Consider the following 17049-nt stretch of genomic DNA (forward strand, 5'->3'; position numbering starts at 1 on the left):
AGAAGGCCTCGCCGAAGACAATCCGCACAGTACTGCGATTGCACACTCTGGTTGGCGATCCGTCCTGCCTTGCCGACCCGGACCGGATATCCCCGGTCCCGACCAACGGTAACTCCCGCAGGCACAAAGCCTGCAACAAACACCTCGACGATCATTTGACGTCAATCTACCGCCATACGGTTTTCCTGATCAGCAGACCCAATTGACACAGCTCAATAGCGTCTGTTCGAGCGCAACTGTGGCCGCAACATTCCCGCATACAGGATTATTGACATGATCGACCTCGCCACCTGGAATTTAAGCATCCCTGAAGGCAGCCCACCGGCGACCATAGAAACGCCTCGACTGGCGCACGGCTTCAAGGGCCAGTATTTCAGTTCTGAAGCCGCTACCCTTTCCTTCTGGGCACCTGTGACCGGTTCCAGGACGGCCAACGCCATTTACCCGCGCAGCGAGTTGCGGGAAACCTATAGCGATGGAAGGCTGCGCAACTGGCAGTATTCAGCGGCGGATAACATTCTGCGGGCGAGTCTGACCGTCAATCAGGTGCCCAGCACCGGAAAGATCGTGATTGGCCAGATTCACAACAAGGACAGCAACAGCCCCATGGTGAAGCTGGAATACCAATACAAAAAGTCGGCTTCGACGGGAAACATTGTCGCCAAGGTGCGCATGCGCCCCGACGATGAAGAGGGCCAGGTCATTACCATTGCGACGGGTGTGCCGCTCGACCGCAACTTTTCCTACCAGCTCCACCTCAGCCCGAAGGGCGCGCTGGGCATCAGCGCAGCAGGATACAACTGGAGAACCACCATCGACCCGAGCTGGAAGACCAAACCACTGTATTTCAAAGCGGGTGCCTATGTGCAGGACAACACCGGCTATCCCACCGAGGGCGGAAAAGTGACGTTCAAGATGCTGGAGATCCAACACAACATTAAGTCGAGTCTTTAGGTCACTACCGTTGGTACGCCGACCCAGTTCCACTACTTCGATACCACCAGCGCCGGGGGCTGCCAGCTGCCTTCGCCAGCGGGAAGAATCGAAGGCGGTGCGGTCTTCGGCCAGTACAGACGCATCACCAGATAGACCGTGTCGTCAGGCGCCGGCAACCAGTTGGTTTCCTTCGCCTTGCCGGGGGAATCCTTCTGGATGTACAGCGTCAGTGAACCATCCGCGTTTTTCTTCATGGCCGACAGCATCGGCGAATTGATCAATCGTTCTTGCCCGCACACCCCGAGAGCAGCGTTGAACCCGCTAAGACGACTGCCGCAGCCATTGTCCAGCCCCGGTTAGACTTCCTGTTCATATCCACCTCGTTCGTTCCGAGCAAGCTGGCGCCGTGACTGTTCATGGCTGATACGCCCCACCCAGACCGCGACCCAACTGGAATTCTGGCCTGTCTCTTTACCGCGCGACTCAGTAAATCCTGTGGCGAAGCGCCAACTCACACGCCCGGAGAGTGTAGATCACAATAAGCCAGCCACTCCTTACGCAGTTCAATGGCAGAATCTCCTGAACTTGATCGTTTTGGAGACCCCCATGCTTGGTGCATTTGAACGCAGGCTCGACCCCTTTCCTCCTGATGAGGTACCACCGCCACCCGAGGGCCTGGCTCGGTTCCTGTGGGCGTGCACACGGGGCGCCCGCGGTTATATTCTTGCGTTTGCACTGCTCAGTGCCGGTGTGTCGATATACGAAGCCTGGCTGTTTTCCTTCCTCGGCCAGGTCGTGGATCTACTCTCGACCTGGCAGGCAGGCGGTGAAGCGGCTGCGCAGGAAAGTCGCGTGTTGTGGGGCATGGCCATCGTCATGGCGACCAGTGTCGGGCTGGTGGCGTTGCGCACCATGGTGCAGCACCAGATATTGGCGATCAACCTGCCGTTGCGGCTGCGTTGGGACTTCCACCGTTTGATGCTGCGGCAAAGCCTGTCGTTCTTCTCCGATGAGTTTTCCGGCCGGGTCACCACCAAGGTGATGCAGACTGCGCTGGCCGTGCGCGACGTGCTGTTCACCCTTATCGAGATCGCACCCGGAATCGGCGTGTATTTCATCGCGATCATTGCGCTGGCCGGCGGCTTCGCACTGAAACTGATGCTGCCTTTCATTGCCTGGGTCGTGTTGTTCGGGCTCGCCATGCGCTACTTCGTACCCCGCTTGGGGAAGGTGGGCCAGGAACAGGCTCATGCGCGCTCCTCGATGACCGGACGTATCTCGGACGCCTATACCAACATCACGACAGTGAAGCTGTTCTCCCATTCCAATCGTGAAGCGCACTTCGCGCGTGCGGCCATGGAGGATTTCAAGCAGACCGGCTTTCGCCAGATGCGCCTCGTCAGCCAGTTCGAGATCGTCAACCAGGCATTGGTGGTGGCCTTGATCATGGCAGCAGGCGGTTATGCCCTGTGGTTATGGCACCAAGGTGAGGTCGGCGCAGGTGCCGTGGCGGCAATTACCGCCATGGCGTTGCGTATCAATGGCATGTCGCACTGGATCATGTGGCAGATGACCTCGCTGTTCGAGAGCATCGGCACCGTGCAGGATGGCATGACCACACTGACCCGCGGCCCCAAGGTGCAGGATGCGCCGGACGCGGGTGTGCTGGTGACCTCCGGCGGCGCGGTCACATTCGACAATGTCAGCTTCAACTACAACGGCGAACGACAGGTGCTCGATGGCCTGAGCCTGAACATTCGCCCGGGTGAAAAAATCGGTCTGGTGGGCCGCTCTGGCGCCGGCAAATCCACGCTTATCAACCTGCTGCTGCGCTTCTACGACGTCGACAGCGGGCAGATTCGCATTGACGGGCAAGACATCGCGCACGTGACGCAAGACAGCTTGCGCAGCGCCATCGGCATGGTCACCCAGGATACGTCCCTGTTGCACCGGTCCATTCGCGACAACATCGCCTACGGCCGCCCCGACGCGAGCGATGCGCAAATCCGCAGTGCCGCGGCCAGTGCCCAGGCCGATGAGTTCATCAGCCAACTGAGTGACCGACAAGGCCACACCGGCTACGACACCTTGGTCGGCGAGCGCGGCATCAAGCTGTCGGGCGGCCAGCGCCAGCGCGTCGCGATTGCCCGGGTGATGCTCAAGAACGCCCCGATCCTGCTACTTGACGAGGCTACCAGCGCACTGGATTCGGAAGTCGAAGTGGCGATTCAGGAAAGCCTCGATGACATGATGCAGGGCAAGACCGTGATCGCCATCGCCCATCGGCTGTCCACGATTGCGGCCATGGATCGACTTATTGTCATGGATGACGGACGCATCATCGAACAGGGCACCCACACCGAATTGCTCGCCAGGAACGGCATCTATGCGCGGCTGTGGCACCACCAGAGTGGCGGGTTTCTGGGTGAGGATCGGGGGGTGGCCGAGGTTATGGATCAGGTATGAGCGTGAACGGCCTCGAGGCGACGAGCGTGTTCTGCAGGTGATGTGACGAACTGGATCAATGCTCGGGTTGAAGCTATACCGAAAGGGTTCGGAGCGGGGATGGACCACACGCTCGCTTAGCGACTGAGGAGAACTTCGCGGTGTCGAATCAGCTGGTCATACGCAACATGACCCGTCCCGAGCTGGACGAGCTCGTCGATTGGGCGGCCCGTGAGGGTTGGAATCCCGGCTTTCACGATGCCGAGCTGTTCTGGGCTACGGACCCTGACGCCTTCATCGCGGCGTCCCGGGGCGACGAATTGATCGGCGGCGGTGCCATCACCTCCTACCATGGCGAATTCGGTTTCATGGGGTTTTTCATCGTCCGGCCTGAATATCGCGGTCAAGGCCTGGGCAATACTCTCTGGCACGCACGCCGCGAGCGACTGATCGCGCGCCTGCGCCCAGGCGCGAGCATCGGCATGGACGGCGTCTTCGCGATGCAGGACTACTACGCCAAGGGTGGTTTCGTCTTCTCCCATCGCAACATGCGTTTTCGTGCCGAGATCACCGAACGCCCCACGACCTCGCAGGTAGACGGCCAGGACATCGTCCCGTTGGCCGCCTTCCCGCTCGATCAGGTGGTCGATTACGACCGCACCTGCTTCCCCGCCGCGCGCACAAGCTTCCTGAGCGGTTGGATAGCCCAAGCCGATGCACTCGCCGTCGGTTGCCGGCGCGCGGGCAGGCTAAGCGGCTATGGCGTAGTGAGGCGCTGCCGGGAAGGCTGCAAGATCGGCCCCTTGTTTGCCGATGACGCCCTGGCAGCCAATGCCCTCTACGCGCGCCTGGCGGAATTTGCCCAGGGTGGCCCGCTGTTTCTCGATGCCCCGGAGAATAACCCCGCCGCGATGGCGCTTGTGCACCGGCAGGGCATGATCGAGGTGTTCGGCTGCGCACGCATGTACCTCGGCCCTCCCCCGGCGATCGCGCACGAACGTGTGTTCGGCGTCACGACCTTCGAGCTGGGCTGATGGCCGCTCGCGACCTCATCGGTTACGGCGGCTGCCCGCCCCACCCGCGATGGCCCGGTGAGGCGCGCGTCGCGGTCCAGTTCGTCCTCAACATCGAAGAGGGTGCGGAGTCATGCATCCTCAATGGCGATGCACAGTCGGAGGCCTGGCTTCACGAGCTACCGGGCCGCCCACCGCGTGTGGGGGAATCGGACTTGAGCGTCGAGGGCATGTACGAATACGGATCGCGCGCAGGTGTGTGGCGCATTCTGCAGCTGTTCAACGCCCGAGGCCTGCCGCTGACCGCCTTCGCCGTCGGCCGGGCACTGGAACTCACCCCGGCGATTGGCCATGCGCTCTGCGCTGCCGGGCATGAGATTGCCGGGCATGGCTACCGTTGGCTGGACTATCGCGACATGCCTGAAGACCAGGAGCGGCGCCATATCCGCCTCACCCTCGACGTAATCGAGCAGATCTGCGGTAAACGCCCCACAGGTTGGTACACAGGCAGGGTCAGCCAGAACACCCGCCGCCTGTTGCGTGAGGAAGGCGGGTTTCTCTATAGCTCGGACGCCTACAACGATGATCTGCCCTACTGGCTCCCGGGCTCGCCCGCCCACCTGGTGATCCCTTACACACTGGTCAACAACGACGCCCGCTATCTGCTGCCGAATGGTTTCGCCTGTGGCGAAGACTTCTTCCGGCTGCTCAAGGATGCTTTCGACCTGCTGTGGCAAGAGGGCGCGCAACACCCGAAGATGATGAGCGTCGGCCTGCATGGGCGGATCAGTGGCCATCCTGGTCGTGCGATGGCGCTGGCGCGCTTTCTCGATTACGTGCAAGGCCACGACGCGGTGTGGATCTGCCGGCGCGAAGAGATTGCCAGGCACTGGATAGCCCAATTCCCCGCTTGAGCGGTGCGGAATGATTGGTGCCGCAGTCAGCAGCGCGCATCGCTTCAACTTGATCGGGATGTGGGTTGAACCTGCTGCACGGGGCTCTGGCGTGGCAACTCAGTTGGTAGATGTAGTGAAAGATCGCGCTACCGCGGAAGGCTTTGATCGCGTTTTTCTCGACGTATCACCCGGCAATGCAAGAGCCTCGAACTTTTATCTCAAGCAAGGTTTTGCTTTCATGGATGAATGGGAGCCGTTAGAAAGTCATCCCCATAGTACGGTTCAGACGATGCTCTGAATCGGAAGGATCGCGCAATGCCCTGCTGGGCTATGCAGATGCGCTACTACAATACGTAGAACTCTGGGGTCCTCACAGGAAGCGAGCGAATGTGAATGAAACACAAACTCTGCGTTGTCAGGTTGGTTCGGTTCGCATCCGCTTCGCTCATAATGGTAGCCCCCGGTGCAGTCGCAGAGGATCTCGAACCCAGGTCCTACGCCAACACGCCGGTCGGTATCAATTTCCTGCTCGTGGGCTACAGCGATCTCAACGGCAGCGTGACGGCCAACCCGTCAATCCCGCTCCAAGATGCCAAGCTCAACATAAAGACTGTCGTGTTTGCCTTTGCCAGATCTCTGGATGTCTGGGGCCGCTCCGGGAAGTTCGATATCGTGGTGCCCGAGGCAAGATTGACGGGCTCTGCTCTGCTCGCCGGTGAACCCAAGGAGCGCAATGTTACTGGGTTGATCGATCCAAGATTCCGCTTCTCGGTCAACTTATATGGCGCCCCGGCGATGTCCCTGGCTGAATTCCCCAGCTATCAACAGGATGTGATTATCGGCGCGAGCCTGGCGATCACGGCGCCGCTCGGCCAATACGACGACAGCAGGCTGGTCAATCTGGGCAACAATCGCTGGTCATTCAAGCCTGAACTTGGGGTTTCCAAGCGCCTGGGGCAAGTGACCCTGGAATTATCCGGCGCGGGAACCTTTTACACCGACAATGACGAGTTGCTCGGCGACCACGTACTGTCCCAGGACCCGATTTACCAGGTGCAGGGTCATCTTATCTATGCCTTTAGCAACGGCGTTTGGGCGTCGCTGGATATGACCTGGTTCGCTGGCGGGAGCACCTCGGTCGATGGGGTCGGCAACCACGATTATCAGGAAAACACACGCTACGGATGCACCCTCACGCTACCGGTGAACCGGAACCATTCACTGAAGCTGAATGCGAGTAATGGCGGGCATACCCGCACGGGCAGCGAATACGATGTCATTGGCATAGTCTGGCAGTATCGCTTCGGCGCAGGGCTTTGAAACACAGGATTTACGCCACATTTCATTCATGCCTTCGTCAGACATTTATAGCTACTTGAGACTCCCTGCCAGGAACTGCTGCAATCTCTCGCTCCGAGGATGCACCAGAACACTATCTGGCGCGCCCTGCTCCTCTACCCGACCCTGATGCAAAAAGATGATGTGATTTGACACCTGTCGAGCAAACGCCATTTCATGAGTGACCACCACCATTGTTCGCCCCTCTTGCGCAAGCTGTTGCATGACTTTGAGCACCTCGCCAACCAGCTCGGGGTCGAGGGCCGAAGTGGGCTCATCGAATAGCATCACCTCCGGCTCCATGGCCAGCGCCCGCGCGATGGCTACCCGCTGCTGCTGGCCACCGGATAAATGGACCGGGTACTGCACCTCGACCTTTTGTGCCAGGCCCACTTTGGCCAGGTAATAACGCGCCCGCTCCAGTGCCTCTTTCCGGCCGATACCCAGCACACTCATCGGGCACTCGATAAGGTTCTCCAGCACCGTCATATGGCTCCACAGATTGAAGTGCTGAAACACCATCGACAATTTACTGCGCATGACCCGCAATTGTCCGGGGTCGACCACACAAAGCTCGCCCCCTGCATTCCTGCGGGTGCGAAGCTCTTCGGCATTAACGATGATGCGCCCGGCCGAGGGTGTTTCAAGATGGTTAATGCAGCGCAAAAAGGTGCTTTTGCCCGACCCCGAGGAGCCGATGATGCTGATCACATCGCCGGCCTTGGCCTTAAGTGAGACACCCTTCAGGACTTCATGGCCGCCGTAGTTTTTATGTACATCTTCAACAATCAATTTATACATTCGAGCAAATCCAATAGGGGTCAGTGCGTGCGCAATTTGAGGTAGGCCAGCCAATGCAGTTCGCCGCGACGAAACAGCCAGATCAGGAAAAACGCGCAAGCGGCATACAACACCGCGGCGATGCCAAACGCAGTGAAAGAGGCATAGGTCGCCGAATTGACATCCCGGGCAATTTTCAGCAAATCAGGCACCGTGGCGGTGAAGGCTACCGAAGTGGAGTGCAGCATCAGGATCACTTCATTGCTGAACAGCGGCAGCGCGCGGCGCAACGCCGACGGCAGAATGATCCGGCGATAGAGCGTGAATCGGCTCATCCCGTACGCGCTGGCGGCCTCGATTTCGCCGTGAGCTGTCGCCCTGATAGCGCCGGCGAAAATCTCGGTCATGTAGGCACAGGTATTGAGCCCGAACGCCAGTACCGTGCAGTTGAAACCGTCACGGAAAAACGCGTTGAGAAAATCCTGGGACCGCACCACATGCAAGCTGTACACCCCGGTGTAGAAGAACAGCAACTGGATGTACAACGGGGTGCCACGAAACACGTAGGTGTAACACCAGACCGGCAGGCGCAGCAGCGGGTTGCGACTGACGCGGGCAATCGACAACGGCACCGCGAGCACAAAACCCATCACCACCGAAAGTATGAGCAGCCACAACGTCACCGCCAACCCGGAAAAGTGTGGCCCGTCACTCCAAAGGTAAGCCTGCCAGTAGTCCTGAAGAATGCCGTTCATAACGCAGCCTTCCTGACACCGACCGAGTAGCGGTGCTCCAGCCACATCAACACACCATTGGAGACCGTGGTAATGGCGAGGTAGATCAGGCCGCCTACCAGCGTGAAGTAAAAGAACTGCATCGAGCCCTTGCCCGCATCCTGGGTGGCCTTGACCACATCTGTCAGGCCGATGATCGATACCAGCGCAGTCGATTTGATCAACACTTGCAAGTTGTTGCCAATGCCGGGTAGCGCATGACGCAACATTTGCGGGAACAGGATTTTGCGAAAGGTCTGCCCGCGGGTCATGCCGTAGGCCCTCGCCGCTTCGATCTGCCCCGCAGGGACTGCCTGGAAGGCGCCGCGAAAAGTCTCGGTAAAGTAGGCCCCGTAAATGAATGCCAGCGTCACGACTCCGGCCAGAAACGGGTCGATATCAATTTGGGCAATGCCCAGCCAATCGGTCATCCGGTTGAGCACCATCTGCAGGCTGAAGAACAGCAGCAACATGATCACCAGGTCCGGCATGCTGCGGATCACGGTCGTGTAAGCCGTGGCCAGCGCGCGCAACAAACGATTGGACGATAACTTGGAACTGGCGCCCATCAGCCCGGCCAGGACGGCGATCAGCAATGAACAAAGCGCCAGTTTGATGGTAGCCAGGGTGCCCAGCAGAATCTGCGGGCCAAAACCTTCCAGAAGCATCTCACTCTCCTTGTTCTTGTTAGGGTGAGGTGAAGGGGGGGCAATAGAGCGCTCGAACGAGCGCCTTATTCAAGGTAACGACGACGCGTTAGTTGGCGCCGTAGACGTCAAAATCGAAGTACTTGTTGTTGATCCGCGCGTAAGTACCGTTGGCGAGAATGGTTGCCAGGGCTTTGTTCAAGTCTTCACGCAACGCGACATCCTCCTTGCGCAGACCAAGGCCGTCACCGACGCCGAAGAAGCCCGGGGCATCCAGAGTGGCACCGGCGAATTCATAGTCCTTACCCGCCGCTGTCTTCAAGAAGCCGTAACTGGCTTGAATGGAACCCTGCAACGAGGCATCAAGTCGCCTCACTACCAGGTCGGCGTACACCTGATCCTGATTTTGATAGGAAAGAACGTCCACGCCTTTTGAACCCCAAACCGCTTTGGCATAGGACTCCTGGGTCGAACCCTGCACTACACCAATGCGCTTGCCCTTGAGCGATTCGAGGGTCGGCTGTAATCCCGATCCACGCTTGGCCACTAATCGTGTCGGTGCATTGGACACCTTGTCGGTAAACGCAATCTGCTCCAGGCGTTTGGGTGTGACGGTCATCGACGACGCCACCGCATCGAACTTGCGCGCCAGCAGTGCCGGGATCATTCCGTCCCAACTGCTTTCCACCCAGACGCATCGGGCTTTCAGTTCGGCGCACAACGCCTCGGCGATGTCGACCCCGAAGCCGGTCAGCGTGCCATCCTGGTTCTTGTATTCCAGCGGTGGGTACGTCGGGTCCACCCCCAACTTCAACACTTTGCCAGACCAGTCGGCCGCCCCCGCCAGGCTCGAGGCCGTCAGGAACACCAGGGAAACGGCTGCAATCATCTTGTTCATTTTTATTCCTCTTCAGGCTGCAGATTTTTTACAGGCACAACAGGCGAAAATGCGCCGTCTCAACACAGAAAGCGTTCGACCAGCTTGACCCAATAACTCGCGCCCACCGGCAGGCAGTCGTCATTAAAGTCGTAGCCGGGGTTATGCAGCAGGCACCCGCCTTCTCCCTCGCCGTTGCCGATCACCAGATAGCTGCCGGGGCATTTTTCCAGGACAAAAGCAAAGTCCTCACTGGCCGTGAATGGCCGCAAGTCATCGATCAGGTGTTCCTCTCCCAGCCAGTCGCGGGCGACTTCATGAGCAAATGCTGTCTGCACGGGATCGTTGATCAACACCGGATGGCAATGCTGGTAATCGATGTGGACCCGGGCGCCAAAACTCTCGGCCTGGCCCCTGACCAATTCAGTGATTCTGACCTCCAGCAAGTGGCGAATCTCGGGGGTCAGGGCGCGTACGCTCAGGCTCAGGTCGGCGCTGGAAGGGATGACATTCGAGGCGCTCCCGGCCTGCAGGGAGCCCACCGTTATAATCGCCATCTCCTGCGGGTTAACGTTGCGCGAGACGATACTTTGCAGGGCCATCACGATCGAGGCACCGACCACCACCGGGTCGACGGCTTTGTGCGGCACCGCGCCATGGCCACCGTTGCCGATGATTTTGATGTTCACCGTGTCGGCGGACGCCATGAACGGTCCGCTGTAAAACCCCAAATGCCCGACGGGATAACCCGGCACGTTATGCATGGCGAAGATCGCGTCGCACGGAAACCGTTCGAGCAGCCCGTCCTCCAGCATTTTCCTGGCACCGCCCAGCCCTTCTTCCGCCGGTTGGAAAATCAGGTGCACGGTGCCATTGAACGCCCGTGTCCGGGCCAGATACTGACCGGCTGCCAGCAGGACTGCTGTATGACCGTCGTGACCGCAGGCATGCATGACTCCGTCGAGCCGGCTGGCATAGGGCAAACCGGTGGTTTCCTGTATCGGCAAAGCATCCATGTCAGCGCGCAAGCCAATGGACCGACCTTCGCCATTTTTCAGAGTGGCAACGACCCCGGTCTTGCCCACCCCGGTGCTGACCTCGAAACCCCACTGAGTCAAACACGCTGCAACCAGCTCACTGGTGGCGAATTCTTCAAAACCCAGTTCAGGGTGCGCGTGAATGCTGTGACGTATCGCGATCATTTCATCTTGCATCGCGGCAATACCAGGCAGGACCAGGCCGGCATTCATGGGTGTTCTCCTTCGACAGGGGCTGTGCAGCAGCGAAAGCGCTGTTGGTTCGATCTTAGGGAACGGACGCTGGGCTGGGGAGGCGCAGTTTGGTTATGATGACAACCATGAGTTGTCACCAGGGTGAGCAGATGAAACTGCATCAATTACAGGCGCTGATTGCCAGCGCCGAAACCGGCAGTATCCGCGCGGCCGCTCGTTCGCTGGAGATTTCCCAGGCCGCTGTGACCAAAGCGCTGCGCGAGTTGGAAACCAGCCAGCAGTTACCGCTGTTTACCCGAACCGCCAGCGGTCTGAATTTCACCGAATACGGCAAAGTGCTGCTGACTCACGCCCGGCTGGTGATCAAGCAACTGGAACACGCACAGACCGAACTTGATCACATGCGTGGGAAGGCTCAAGGCCGGCTCTGCGTCGGGATCACCCCATGGGTCGCCCTGACCTTCCTGCCCGAAGTCGTGCTGGCTTTTCACGAACGTATGCCACAAATCAAGCTGGAACTGTTCGAAAGCCTGATGGCCGTTGCCCAACCGCTCCTGCGCGACGGCAGCATGGACTTCGCGATTGGCCAACTCCATCCCACACAATCGACCCAGGAATTCGCCTGCGAAACCTTGCTCGATTACCAGACCTCGGTGCTGGTTCGCGAGGGGCACGCCCGACAGCATGCGCGATCGATCCACGAGTTACTGGAACAAAACTGGACCCTGAACTACGCGCCGGACGGGCACGCCGGGCTGATGCAGGAACTGTTCTGGAAACACGGCGCGCAGATTGATGAGAATCGAATCGTGCGCGCTCATTCACTGGCCATTTTGCAGATGATGGTCGAGCGGGCCGACATGTGTACCTGGGGGCCGTCCATCGTGAGCACAGCCCCGCCATTTCTGGGGCGAGTGGTATCCCTGGGGCTGACCGAGCAGTTCGAGCCTCGACAGTTGAGCATCGTGACGCGCCGTAATGGCGCACTGAGCAATCCGGCGGTCTGCTTCACCGAATGCCTGTTGCAGGTCATTCGTCGCCATGCGCGCTCGGCCAAAAAGGAAGACCGCGCGCTGTTTGAAACCTTACGGCTGCGGCTGTGAGGTGACCCATCCCTGGCCTGGATGCTCGTAAAGTAGCTTCCAACGTTATGCACTGGAAACGCGCCACAGGGATCTGGCTCACTGTTTCAAGCTGGTATCATTGAAAAATTTACAAGCTGAGCAGAAAAACATGAATCGCCGTAAAAAAATAAAGCAGCTATTAAAGGCTCACGCCAAAAAGGCCAGTGCCAAATTGGCACCGCCAAGCAAGGATAAATACATCAGTAAAGCGGACCGATTGAAACTGGCGGCTGAATCCAGTGATGACTCAATCGGTTCCGCCGAGAGCTGAGCAATAAAGCCGTGTAGTACTGACTGGGTCGACTGCTGCACCTTGCCAGAGGCAGCAATCGGCCAGCAATCGGCCCAAAAGCGAACATTCGATCACTCCAGGCCGCCCCGCCATCCTTAGAAAAACGCCTGCAGGCCCGTCTGGGCGCGACCGAGGATCAGCGCATGGACATCGTGAGTGCCTTCATAGGTATTGACCACCTCCAGGTTGACCAGGTGGCGGGCTACGCCGAACTCGTCGCTGATACCGTTGCCACCGAGCATGTCGCGGGCCATACGGGCGATATCCAGCGATTTGCCGCAGCTGTTGCGCTTCATGATCGAGGTGATTTCCACCGCCGCGGTGCCTTCATCCTTCATCCGGCCGAGGCGCAGGCAGCCCTGCAGGGCCAGCGTGATCTCGGTCTGCATGTCGGCCAGTTTTTTCTGGATCAGTTGGGTCTGTGCCAGGGGGCGACCGAACTGTTTGCGGTCCAGGCAATACTGGCGCGCGGTGTGCCAGCAATCTTCAGCAGCGCCCAGGGCGCCCCAACTGATACCGTAACGGGCCGAGTTGAGGCAGGTGAACGGGCCTCTCAAACCGCGTACATCCGGGAAGGCGTTTTCTTCCGGGCAGAACACGTTGTCCATGACGATCTCGCCGGTGATCGACGCCCGCAGGCCCACCTTGCCGTGAATCGCCGGCGCACTCAGGCCCTGCCAGCCTTTTTCCAGGACAAAACCGCGAATCTCACCCCCGTCGTCTTTGGCCCAGACCACAAATACGTCGGCGATCGGGCTGTTGGTGATCCACATCTTGGCGCCCGTCAGGCGGTAGCCGCCGTCCACTTTTTTCGCCCGGGTAATCATCGAACCCGGATCGGAACCATGGTCGGGTTCGGTCAGGCCAAAGCAACCGATATATTCACCGCTGGCCAGCTTGGGAAGGTATTTCTGCCGGGTCGCTTCGTTGCCGAACTCGTTGATGGGCAACATCACCAGTGACGACTGCACGCTCAGCATCGAACGGTAACCGGAGTCGACACGCTCCACTTCACGGGCGATCAGGCCGTAGCACACATAGTTCAGGCCACTGCCGCCGTAGGCTTCGGGAATGGTCGCGCCCAGCAGGCCGGTTTCACCCATCTCACGGAAGATGGCAGGATCGGTGTGCTCATGACGGAAAGCCTCCAGCACCCGTGGCGCCAGTTTGTCGGCGGCGAACTGCTGGGCGCTATCGCGCACCATGCGCTCTTCTTCGGTGAGTTGTTGATCCAGCAGCAGCGGGTCGATCCAGTTGAAGCTTGCCGAGTTGGCCATGGGGTCATTCTCCGGGTTGGTTCCAGTGTTGTTTTATTGGTTAATCGAGGCGTTCGATCACGCAGGCAATGCCCTGCCCCAGGCCAATGCACAGGCTGACCAGGGCGTACCGACCGTTGCTGCGTTCCAACTGACGCACCGCGCTGTAGGCCAGGCGGGCACCCGAGGCACCCAGCGGGTGGCCGATGGCAATGGCCCCGCCATTGGGGTTCAGGCGTGGGTCATCGAACGCCAGGCCGAGTCGTTTGGCACAGCCGAGCACCTGCGCAGCGAAGGCTTCGTTGATTTCGATCAGATCCATATCGGCCAATTGCAGATTGGCACGCTGCAGTGCCTTGATGATCGCTGGCACCGGGCCAAGCCCCATCAGCCGCGGCTCAACCCCGGCGATGGCGGCGGCCAGGATCCGCGCGCGTGGTTTCAGCCCGTATTGCTCGCCGATGGCCTGCGAACCGATCAGCAAGGCGGCCGCTCCGTCGTTCACACCCGAGGCATTGCCGGCAGTGACCACGCCGCCCTCGAACAACGGGCGAAGGCGCGACAAGCTGGCGAAATTGCTGTCGGGACGCGGGTGTTCATCACGCTCCACCCGTTTGGGCGGTTGCTTGCCGCCTTGGGGTACTTCGATGGGCAGGATTTCGCCCGCATGGAAACCGTCCTGCACCGCCGCCTCGAACAGTGCCTGGCTGCGTGCCGCGTAGATGTCGGCCTGATCGCGAGTGATACCCAGCTCGCGAGCGACGTTATCGGCAGTCTGCGGCATCGTATCGGCACCGAACTGCGCTTCCACCCGAGGATTGGGAAAGCGCGCACCGATCGTGCTGTCGAAGGCACTGAAATCCCGCGACCAGGCGCTTTGCGCCTTGGCGATCACGAAGGGCGCGCGACTCATGCTCTCCGCGCCGCCGGCAATAAACAGTTCGCCTTGGCCAACGTGCACGGCGCGGGCGGCGTCGAGCACTGCTGCCAGCCCCGAACCACACAGGCGGTTGACGGTCAGGCCAGCCACCGTAGGCGGCAGGCCCGCCAACAGGGCTGCGTGGCGCCCCAGGTTACGCGCGTCCTCGCCAGCCTGGTTGGTGCAGCCGACAATCAGGTCTTCGTAGTCTTGTGCAGCGAACGGATTACGCGCGACCAGGGCGCGAACGACCGATGCCAGCAGGTCATCGGGGCGCACACTGGCCAGTGCGCCCGCGTGGCGGCCAAAGGGCGAACGCAGGCCGTCGTAGATGTAGGCATTCATGCTGATTCCTCGGCAGTGGTCAGGGGCAGGCCGAGCTGTACGCGGCGGCGCAGCCAAGGGCTGAGCCGATAACGCGGTTCCTGATAGCAATCGTGCAGTGCCTGCAGGATCTGCTGGATGTTCATGGCCCCATATTCATCGCCGAACCCCAGCGGGCCGTGGGGGTAACCCAGCGCCAGTTGCACCGCACGGTCCAGGGTGGCGGGATCGACGATGCGCCGCTGAGCGATTTCGCATCCCAGGTTGACGATACTGGCCAGCACACGCTGGGCGATGAAACCGGGCGAGTCGTTGATCACCTCCACCGGTACACCATCGGCCCCTAATGCCTGCCGCGCCTGCGCCAGCACGTTGGCATCCAGCCCGGGGTGCCGCATCAGCACTCGCCGCCGGTCGAAACCGGCAAAGGTTTCCAGCGCCAGGCTGCGGGCGACAGGGAGTTGCCGGCGGGCGATCGCGCTGCTGGCATCTTCACCCAGCGGCGTCACCAGACAGATGGCATTCGAGCCGGGTTGCTCACCCTGCTCCAGCACCGCACCGGCACTCGACAGCACGGCGCCGATCTTGTCGCGCATTGCAGCATCACGGCAGTCCAGCCAGAACGGCTGATTGATAGCCACCGGCGGCAGTTCCACCTGGGCGTCTTCGACCACCCGACCTTCCTCGTAGCGATAGAAGCCCTGCCCGGTCTTGCGTCCGAGCAACCCCGCGGCAAGGCGCGCCGGCACCAGTGATGAAGGGGTGTAGCGCGGATCCTGATAAAACTGGTCGTGGATCGACTCCATCACCGCATGGGAAATGTCCAGGCCGACCAGGTCGAACAACTCGAACGGCCCCATGCGAAAGCCCAGGCAATCCCTGAGAATGCGGTCTATCTGCGCCGGCGTGGCAATACCTTCGGCAAGGATTCGCAGCGCTTCCGGGCCGTAGGCCCGGCCAGCATGATTGACCAGGAACCCAGGCGAATCCGGCGTCACTGCGGCAAAGTGCCCGGCGTGTCGCGCCAGCGCCGACAGCCGTTCGATGACCTGCGCAGCGGTACGTTCCCCGCGGACCACCTCGACGATTTTCATCAGCGTGACCGGATTGAAGAAGTGAAAACCGGCGACCCGCTGAGGATGTTCACAGGCGCTGGCGATCAGGGTGATCGACAGCGACGAGGTGTTGCTGGCCAGAACCGCATCGCGGCTGACCAATTGTTCCAGGTCCCGGAACAGCTTCTGTTTGGCTTCAAGGTTCTCGACGATGGCCTCGATCAGCAGGTCGCAGCCGGCGAGTTCCTGCAGCGTATGCGCCGCGCGCATGCGTTCCAGAGTGGCGGCCAATACGTCGGCACTGATCTTGCCCTTGGCCGCCGCACGCTCCAGTGATTCGCGATTGTGCATCAGGGCTTGTTCGATCGCTTCGCTGCGGCTGTCGTGCAGCAGCACCTCGACACCGGCGCTGGCGAACAGCTGGGCAATACCACGCCCCATGGCCCCACTGCCGATTACTCCGATCCGTTTAAACGTGGTCATAAGCATTCCTCACAGGGCGAGTTCCAGCGCTGGAACGGCCTCGAACAGATCAGCTACCAGGCCATAATCGGCCACCTGGAAGATCGGCGCCTCTTCGTCCTTGTTGATCGCCACGATCACCTTGGAGTCTTTCATGCCGGCCAAATGCTGGATCGCGCCGGAGATACCGACCGCGATGTACAGCTGGGGCGCGACGATCTTGCCGGTCTGGCCGACCTGCATGTCGTTGGGGACGAACCCGGCGTCGACCGCAGCGCGGGAAGCGCCGACGGCCGCGCCCAGCTTGTCGGCCAGGGTGTACAGGTATTTGAAGTTGTCGCCGTTCTGCAGGCCGCGACCGCCGGAAACGACGATTTTCGCGGCGGTCAGTTCCGGGCGATCGGACGTGGCCAGCGCTTCGCCAACGAAGCTGGAGATGCCAGCCTCGTGGGCAGCCGCAACGGCTTCGACCGATGCCGAACCACCAACAGCAGCCACCGGGTCGAAACCGGTGGCGCGCACGGTGATGACTTTCACCGCAGCGCTGGACTGCACGGTAGCAATGGCGTTACCGGCGTAGATCGGGCGCTTGAAGGTATCGGCGCTTTCTACCGAGATGATCTCGGAGATCTGGTCAACGTCCAGCTGGGCGGCAACGCGCGGCAGGATGTTTTTGCCGT

At 60.2% G+C, this 17049-nt stretch carries 16 protein-coding genes and 2 pseudogenes; 8 read left to right on the top strand and 10 right to left on the bottom strand.

Annotated elements, in window-relative coordinates; translation table 11 throughout:
* The first annotated feature begins 273 nt into the window (after window positions 1-273).
* On the top strand, window positions 274-954 hold the full coding sequence (locus tag F8N96_RS33375; protein WP_150801398.1) for a polysaccharide lyase family 7 protein: 681 nt from the start codon (window positions 274-276) through the stop codon (window positions 952-954).
* Window positions 955-986: 32 nt separating this feature from the next.
* Here F8N96_RS33375 and F8N96_RS33380 read toward each other — a convergent pair.
* Window positions 987-1217: pseudogene (locus F8N96_RS33380) on the bottom strand (DUF1214 domain-containing protein); the annotation flags it as partial.
* A 325-nt stretch (window positions 1218-1542) separates the two neighbouring features.
* On the opposite strand from F8N96_RS33380, the gene F8N96_RS33385 reads away from it, so the two are divergent.
* The 5 genes and pseudogenes from F8N96_RS33385 (at window position 1543) to F8N96_RS33405 (ending at window position 6610) form a co-directional block, all read left to right on the top strand.
* Window positions 1543-3402, top strand: coding sequence for an ABC transporter ATP-binding protein (locus F8N96_RS33385; protein ID WP_150801399.1), 1860 nt, complete (start codon window positions 1543-1545; stop codon window positions 3400-3402).
* A 140-nt stretch (window positions 3403-3542) separates the two neighbouring features.
* A complete protein-coding gene (locus F8N96_RS33390) occupies window positions 3543-4415 on the top strand; it encodes a GNAT family N-acetyltransferase (protein ID WP_150801400.1) in 873 nt (290 codons plus the stop codon).
* Window positions 4415-5308, top strand: coding sequence for an allantoinase PuuE (puuE, locus tag F8N96_RS33395; protein WP_150801401.1), 894 nt, complete (start codon window positions 4415-4417; stop codon window positions 5306-5308). The genes F8N96_RS33390 and puuE overlap by 1 nt, the downstream gene beginning before the upstream one ends.
* Window positions 5309-5315: 7 nt before the next feature.
* Window positions 5316-5588, top strand: a pseudogene (locus tag F8N96_RS33400) (GNAT family N-acetyltransferase); the annotation flags it as partial.
* Between the two features lie 95 nt (window positions 5589-5683).
* A complete protein-coding gene (locus F8N96_RS33405) occupies window positions 5684-6610 on the top strand; it encodes a transporter (RefSeq protein WP_150801402.1) in 927 nt (308 codons plus the stop codon).
* Between the two features lie 51 nt (window positions 6611-6661).
* On the opposite strand, the gene F8N96_RS33410 is transcribed toward F8N96_RS33405, so the two are convergent.
* The 5 genes from F8N96_RS33410 to F8N96_RS33430 form a co-directional block, all read right to left on the bottom strand.
* A complete protein-coding gene (locus F8N96_RS33410; RefSeq protein ID WP_150801403.1) occupies window positions 6662-7429 on the bottom strand; it encodes an ABC transporter ATP-binding protein in 768 nt (255 codons plus the stop codon).
* 20 nt (window positions 7430-7449) lie between these two features.
* On the bottom strand, window positions 7450-8163 hold the full coding sequence (locus F8N96_RS33415) for an ABC transporter permease (protein WP_150801404.1): 714 nt from the start codon (window positions 8161-8163) through the stop codon (window positions 7450-7452).
* On the bottom strand, window positions 8160-8849 hold the full coding sequence (locus F8N96_RS33420; RefSeq protein WP_150801405.1) for an ABC transporter permease: 690 nt from the start codon (window positions 8847-8849) through the stop codon (window positions 8160-8162). The genes F8N96_RS33415 and F8N96_RS33420 overlap by 4 nt, the downstream gene beginning before the upstream one ends.
* Window positions 8850-8937: 88 nt before the next feature.
* Window positions 8938-9726: an ABC transporter substrate-binding protein gene (locus tag F8N96_RS33425; RefSeq protein WP_150801406.1), complete on the bottom strand. Its 789-nt coding sequence runs from the start codon at window positions 9724-9726 to the stop codon at window positions 8938-8940.
* A gap of 59 nt (window positions 9727-9785) precedes the next feature.
* Entirely contained in the window at window positions 9786-10955 is a 1170-nt protein-coding gene (locus tag F8N96_RS33430) for a M20 aminoacylase family protein (protein WP_150801407.1), read from the bottom strand.
* Between the two features lie 131 nt (window positions 10956-11086).
* Here F8N96_RS33430 and F8N96_RS33435 point away from each other — a divergent pair, with 131 nt between their 5' ends.
* On the top strand, window positions 11087-12040 hold the full coding sequence (locus tag F8N96_RS33435) for a LysR substrate-binding domain-containing protein (protein WP_150801408.1): 954 nt from the start codon (window positions 11087-11089) through the stop codon (window positions 12038-12040).
* A 130-nt stretch (window positions 12041-12170) separates the two neighbouring features.
* A complete protein-coding gene (locus tag F8N96_RS33440) occupies window positions 12171-12332 on the top strand; it encodes a DUF2986 domain-containing protein (protein WP_150801409.1) in 162 nt (53 codons plus the stop codon).
* 116 nt (window positions 12333-12448) lie between these two features.
* On the opposite strand, the gene F8N96_RS33445 is transcribed toward F8N96_RS33440, so the two are convergent.
* The 4 genes from F8N96_RS33445 to F8N96_RS33460 form a co-directional block, all read right to left on the bottom strand.
* The gene (locus tag F8N96_RS33445; protein ID WP_150801410.1) at window positions 12449-13630 is read right to left on the bottom strand and encodes an acyl-CoA dehydrogenase; all 1182 of its coding nucleotides are present in this window, start codon (window positions 13628-13630) and stop codon (window positions 12449-12451) included.
* A 40-nt stretch (window positions 13631-13670) separates the two neighbouring features.
* Window positions 13671-14873 (bottom strand): 3-oxoadipyl-CoA thiolase, encoded by a 1203-nt coding sequence (locus F8N96_RS33450; RefSeq protein WP_150801411.1) that lies wholly within the window; start codon window positions 14871-14873, stop codon window positions 13671-13673.
* Window positions 14870-16390 (bottom strand): 3-hydroxyacyl-CoA dehydrogenase, encoded by a 1521-nt coding sequence (locus F8N96_RS33455; RefSeq protein WP_150801412.1) that lies wholly within the window; start codon window positions 16388-16390, stop codon window positions 14870-14872. Before F8N96_RS33455 ends, F8N96_RS33450 begins: the two co-directional genes overlap by 4 nt.
* A 9-nt stretch (window positions 16391-16399) precedes the next feature.
* The coding region (locus tag F8N96_RS33460) for an electron transfer flavoprotein subunit alpha/FixB family protein (protein ID WP_150801413.1) at window positions 16400-17049 on the bottom strand (650 nt) is incomplete at its 5' end.

This window comes from Pseudomonas fluorescens (assembly GCF_902497855.1).
Taxonomy (GTDB): Bacteria; Pseudomonadota; Gammaproteobacteria; order Pseudomonadales; family Pseudomonadaceae; genus Aquipseudomonas; species Aquipseudomonas fluorescens_BI.

What these genes read in the sequence shown, in the direction of transcription:
- F8N96_RS33375 (WP_150801398.1), top strand. Translation starts at nt 274, where the DNA reads ATGATCGACCTCGCCACCTGGAATTTAAGCATCCCTGAAGGCAGCCCA.
- F8N96_RS33385 (WP_150801399.1), top strand. Translation starts at nt 1,543, where the DNA reads ATGCTTGGTGCATTTGAACGCAGGCTCGACCCCTTTCCTCCTGATGAG.
- puuE (WP_150801401.1), top strand. Translation starts at nt 4,415, where the DNA reads ATGGCCGCTCGCGACCTCATCGGTTACGGCGGCTGCCCGCCCCACCCG.
- F8N96_RS33405 (WP_150801402.1), top strand. Translation starts at nt 5,684, where the DNA reads ATGAAACACAAACTCTGCGTTGTCAGGTTGGTTCGGTTCGCATCCGCT.
- F8N96_RS33410 (WP_150801403.1), bottom strand. Translation starts at nt 7,429, where the DNA reads ATGTATAAATTGATTGTTGAAGATGTACATAAAAACTACGGCGGCCAT.
- F8N96_RS33415 (WP_150801404.1), bottom strand. Translation starts at nt 8,163, where the DNA reads ATGAACGGCATTCTTCAGGACTACTGGCAGGCTTACCTTTGGAGTGAC.
- F8N96_RS33420 (WP_150801405.1), bottom strand. Translation starts at nt 8,849, where the DNA reads ATGCTTCTGGAAGGTTTTGGCCCGCAGATTCTGCTGGGCACCCTGGCT.
- F8N96_RS33425 (WP_150801406.1), bottom strand. Translation starts at nt 9,726, where the DNA reads ATGAACAAGATGATTGCAGCCGTTTCCCTGGTGTTCCTGACGGCCTCG.
- F8N96_RS33430 (WP_150801407.1), bottom strand. Translation starts at nt 10,955, where the DNA reads ATGAATGCCGGCCTGGTCCTGCCTGGTATTGCCGCGATGCAAGATGAA.
- F8N96_RS33435 (WP_150801408.1), top strand. Translation starts at nt 11,087, where the DNA reads ATGAAACTGCATCAATTACAGGCGCTGATTGCCAGCGCCGAAACCGGC.
- F8N96_RS33440 (WP_150801409.1), top strand. Translation starts at nt 12,171, where the DNA reads ATGAATCGCCGTAAAAAAATAAAGCAGCTATTAAAGGCTCACGCCAAA.
- F8N96_RS33445 (WP_150801410.1), bottom strand. Translation starts at nt 13,630, where the DNA reads ATGGCCAACTCGGCAAGCTTCAACTGGATCGACCCGCTGCTGCTGGAT.
- F8N96_RS33450 (WP_150801411.1), bottom strand. Translation starts at nt 14,873, where the DNA reads ATGAATGCCTACATCTACGACGGCCTGCGTTCGCCCTTTGGCCGCCAC.
- F8N96_RS33455 (WP_150801412.1), bottom strand. Translation starts at nt 16,390, where the DNA reads ATGACCACGTTTAAACGGATCGGAGTAATCGGCAGTGGGGCCATGGGG.